At 59.2% G+C, this 4,070-nt stretch carries 3 protein-coding genes and 1 pseudogene; all 4 read right to left on the bottom strand.

Features of this window, described 5'->3' with window-relative positions:
- Positions 1 to 397: 397 nt before the first annotated feature.
- Entirely contained in the window at positions 398 to 1,636 is a 1,239-nt protein-coding gene (locus OHD58_RS30225) for an NAD(P)/FAD-dependent oxidoreductase (RefSeq protein ID WP_263807276.1), read from the bottom strand.
- 44 nt (positions 1,637 to 1,680) lie between these two features.
- Complete coding sequence (locus OHD58_RS30220) at positions 1,681 to 2,043, bottom strand: RidA family protein (RefSeq protein ID WP_263807275.1); 363 nt, start codon at positions 2,041 to 2,043, stop codon at positions 1,681 to 1,683.
- Positions 2,044 to 2,083: 40 nt separating this feature from the next.
- Positions 2,084 to 3,547, bottom strand: coding sequence for a M81 family metallopeptidase (locus tag OHD58_RS30215; protein ID WP_263807274.1), 1,464 nt, complete (start codon positions 3,545 to 3,547; stop codon positions 2,084 to 2,086).
- Between the two features lie 386 nt (positions 3,548 to 3,933).
- A pseudogene (locus OHD58_RS30210) lies at positions 3,934 to 4,070 on the bottom strand (oligopeptide ABC transporter ATP-binding protein); the annotation flags it as partial.

The raw sequence follows: 4,070 nt of genomic DNA, 5'->3' as shown, positions 1-4,070 counted from the left end.
GCACGCTCAGGCCGCAGCCGTGTGGCCAATAGGTGTTGCGGTCCAAGTGATTGAGCACTTGCTGGGGTGACAAGGTGGGCATGGCTATATCGCTTTCATAGCTTGAATGGACTGCTTGCTTCAGATCGCACTGGATACCGATGTCCAATTAGTTCAGCGCATGCGTCTGATTTCGTTGCATGACCATTTCCGACTCTTTGCAGATTTGCCGTGCCCGCGATCGTCGACTGACCCGCACTGTTTTGGAAGAGCGCTCGGGCCAACGGAGCTCGAGCAGTGCATGTCCTTATGTCGCTGGGCATCTGAGTGCGGAGCCGAATCTTTCCCGTTGCGAACGCCTCCTGACCGCATGGTAACTCTTGAAAATCAAGTTGCGAGCGCATGTCGAGTCCGTCGCTCACACGCGAAAACGCTCGACGCGAAATGGCCCCGGGTCGCATACCGTCTCGCTCCCAGTCATCAGCTCAGCAACTAGCCGTCCCGTGACGGGCCCTTGCGTCAGTCCAAGATGCCCGTGTCCGAACGCCAACCACAGCCCGCGATGACGCGGTGCGGGGCCGATGACAGGCAGCATGTCAGGCGTGCACGGACGGCAGCCCATCCACGGTTCGTCGTCCACCTGTTCGCCCAGCGGAAACAGCTCGCGTGCAACTGGCTCGACCGCGGTGAGTTGCACGGGCGTTTTCGCGCTATCGCGCAAGCTCAGCTCGACACCGGTCGTGAGACGAATGCCGCGGGACATCGGCGCGATCATGTAACCGTTCTCAACGTCCACCACCGGATGACGCAATCGCGCGCCATGCTCAGCCGAATAATGCATGTGATACCCGCGCTTTACTGCCAACGGGACGCGATACCCCAGCTTCGATGTGACGCGATCCGACCAGGGACCCATCGCGACTACCACCGATGCCGCTTCAATCACTCTATCCTGCGTGCTCATGCGCCATCCGGGTTCGAGTGTGTCCGCATTGCCAATGAACATGCGACCACCCAGCATTTCGAAGTGGCGCGCGTAGGCACGCACAAGTGCCTGCGGGTCGCTGACAAATTCCGATGTCGTATAGTGCAAAGCGCCAATCAGGGCCGAACTCAAGTCGGGCTCGAGATTGCGTAGGGCAGTTCCATCGAGAGTGTGAAACCCGACACCGAACTCCTGACACAGCTGTTCGGCCTTAAAGTACTCCCGATCCTGTCGGGCACGAGTGCGAAACACCCTGATCCATCCCTGGCGCTGCAGCAGCCCGAGGGCACCCGCAGCTTCCGCCAGCGCGCGATGCTCGGTCACGCAGTGCTCGATCAGTGTAGCGTTCGCGCGCGCGATCGCTGCGTGACGACCGGGCTCCGAATACCACCAGTACTGCATAAGGAAAGGTGCTAGCTTGGGCATCGCGCGCAGGTGATAGCGCGCGTCTGGCGCTCGGTTGCGCGCATAGTGCAGCAACTCGCGGACCGACCGCGGAAAGGGGATTGGGCAAACGCTTTGACTTTCGATGAGCCCGCCGTTTCCGTAGGAGGTCTCGCTGCCCGGAGGCTTGCGGTCAATGACCGCAACAGCGCGCCCAAGCCGTTGTAGGTGAACCGCGACCGATATGCCGACGATCCCAGCTCCAAGGACGATAGTATCGAATTTCATCAGTGTATTGCCACGTCGTCGGCTTTGCGCGTTCGCCAAAATATTCATCGCGCGAGCGCGGTGACGGCGATCTCCACGTCGTATCCGTTACCCATAAGCAGTGCCTGCACGGTGGCGCGCGTCGGCGCGTGGTAGTCGGGCACCCAGGCTTCCCAGACGCGATTGAATTCCTCGAAGTATAGAGCATCGCTGAGCCATACGTTCGCGGTCAGCAGCCGTGTATTGTCCACTCCGGCGGACCCGAGCAGTGTATCAATGCGCGAAAGGGCCTCTTTCACCTGCTGCTTAATCGGCGCATTCGGGGTGTCGGCAACCTGGCCAGACAGATATACGATACCTGCAGCGATCACCACATGGCTCATACGGGCATTCGTCTGCAGGCGCTGAATTTGGTTTGTTCCGGTCATGGTCCTGTGAAACCTTGCTGGGGATACATCAGATCGACACTCAAAGAATGAGGCCGGGGCTGGTCTTTTCATCGCGCGGCCAGATCGGGCCGACACGTGTGTAAGGGATCTTGCTGTAGTCAAATCCTACGCTGTCAACATAGATCACCTTCTTCGCGATTGGCCCATAGCCCCCCATGAAATGGTTGCTCGACTTGACGACCAACAGCTTTCTTGCGAGCGGGTCGATGCCGACATTGCTAAAGAGCTCGGGCCCCATAGCCTGTACCCGGTTAGTGTTCAGCACGACCTCGACGCCGCCCATCCGCACGGCGGCGCAGTCGCCGAGAAATGAGGGCTGCTCCGAACCTGTGCTCTGCCAGCATTCGCGCTTGAGTCCGACCACGGTGACGGTCGCATCGATCGGCATGCCGGACGCGGGGCCGATCTTGCCCCCGAAGCGTAGCGCAAACTCGGCCCCTTCGCCTGCGTCGAAGCAGAGCCGCACTGCGATCGGATCCCATACGGGTCCGACTGCAGCATTTTCGACCCGGCGCGCCATGAGGCGCTGCACGATCACGGTATTGTCTGAAGATGAGCCGCCCCCAGCGTTGTCCCACATATCCGCCATCACAACTGGCGGGTCGCTAAATGCGAGGGCGGCGTCAATCCCATCATCGACAGAGTGGCATTGCGGTGCGGTCTTGCCGCGCATTGAGACGAACTCCTCGCCAATCCTGACGGCAAGTGCATCCCCCTTGGCCTTGTCTTTGTCCATGACCACGAGGATGCGGCAGCCGACCTCCGGCACGTCAGCAGTAGACATCCCATGGCCGATGGAAATCGAGAGCACGCCGTCTTTACCCTCCATCTCCTTCACGCGATCGACGAAGCGCCGCATCAGCGGCTCAGTGGTGGGATAGAAACCGACTTGTCGACAATCATACAGAGACATGACAGGCGTGACTTGCCCGCGCACCGTCTTCAGAACCAAATCGATCAGCTCCTCGGCGCGCTCAACAGTATCAGTGTGGGGGTATTCCTTGTAGAGCACGATAATGTCGGCAAGCTTGACCCGCTTGATCGTTAGATGGCAATGTGGATCGAGTTCGACGCCAATGACGCATTTCGGCCCGACGAGAGCACGGACGCGCTCGATGATGTCGCCTTCGACGTCGTCATAGCCATGCGCCACCATTGCTCCGTGCAGCCCCAGCAGCACACCTTCGAGGGGCAATGCCGCCTGAACCTGACCTAGGATCTCATCCCGCATAAACTCGTAGTCGCTACGATTCGTGGTGCCGGAGGGTTCTGCGACGAAACAACTTCCTTCGACAAGCGTAAAGCCCTCTGCAGCCGCCCTGCGGCGCGCCACCCAAAGCGGTTCCGTGCACCAATGGGGCGGCAGCTCGTGCGGGAACTCGCCAGGTCTATAAAAGAGGCACTCTTTGTATGAATCGAGGCTGGTCGGCAGAGGTGAAAAGGTGACGGTCTCTGTGGCGAGCGTGGCAGTAAACATGCGCATCTACTGTCGCTTTCTACACGTGGATTGAAATGATAACCTGAACAAATTTCACTGGGCGAAAAAGAGTTCGCCATAACAGAAACAGCCACGCCGTCAGCCGACCACTTGCAGCAACCGATGCTGCATTGGATGCCCGGCGAGTCAGCACTTCGCGAACCAACTTGGGCTTTCGAAGCATCATTCATTATCCTCACATGCCAGCGATTTGACTTTTAGTATTGAGTTGACATCTTGTCAACGTGTGGCGTGCGTTATTCTTGCCTGTAGGAGCTTGTCATACGGAGGTCGCTGCGGCATCAGAGGAGCAGTCTGGAACTTATAGTTTTGCGCGTCCGACACCCGTGACGTTGGCTGTATGGACAACACCGTCTCGCAGTAGCGAAGGTTCAACCCGTCATATTCTTCTCGGCCGGCATGCCCGTCGCCGGAGCGCGCACATGACAGGCCACGACCCGTCCGTCGGCCATTGGCACCAGAGGCGGCACTTCGATGCGGCAGCGTTCGACCGCGAGCGGACAGCGCG

Origin of the sequence: Mesorhizobium sp. ZC-5 (assembly GCF_025753855.1) — a bacterium.
Classification (GTDB): Bacteria; Pseudomonadota; Alphaproteobacteria; order Rhizobiales; family Rhizobiaceae; genus Neomesorhizobium.
This window is presented reverse-complemented; position numbering and strand designations above follow the sequence as displayed.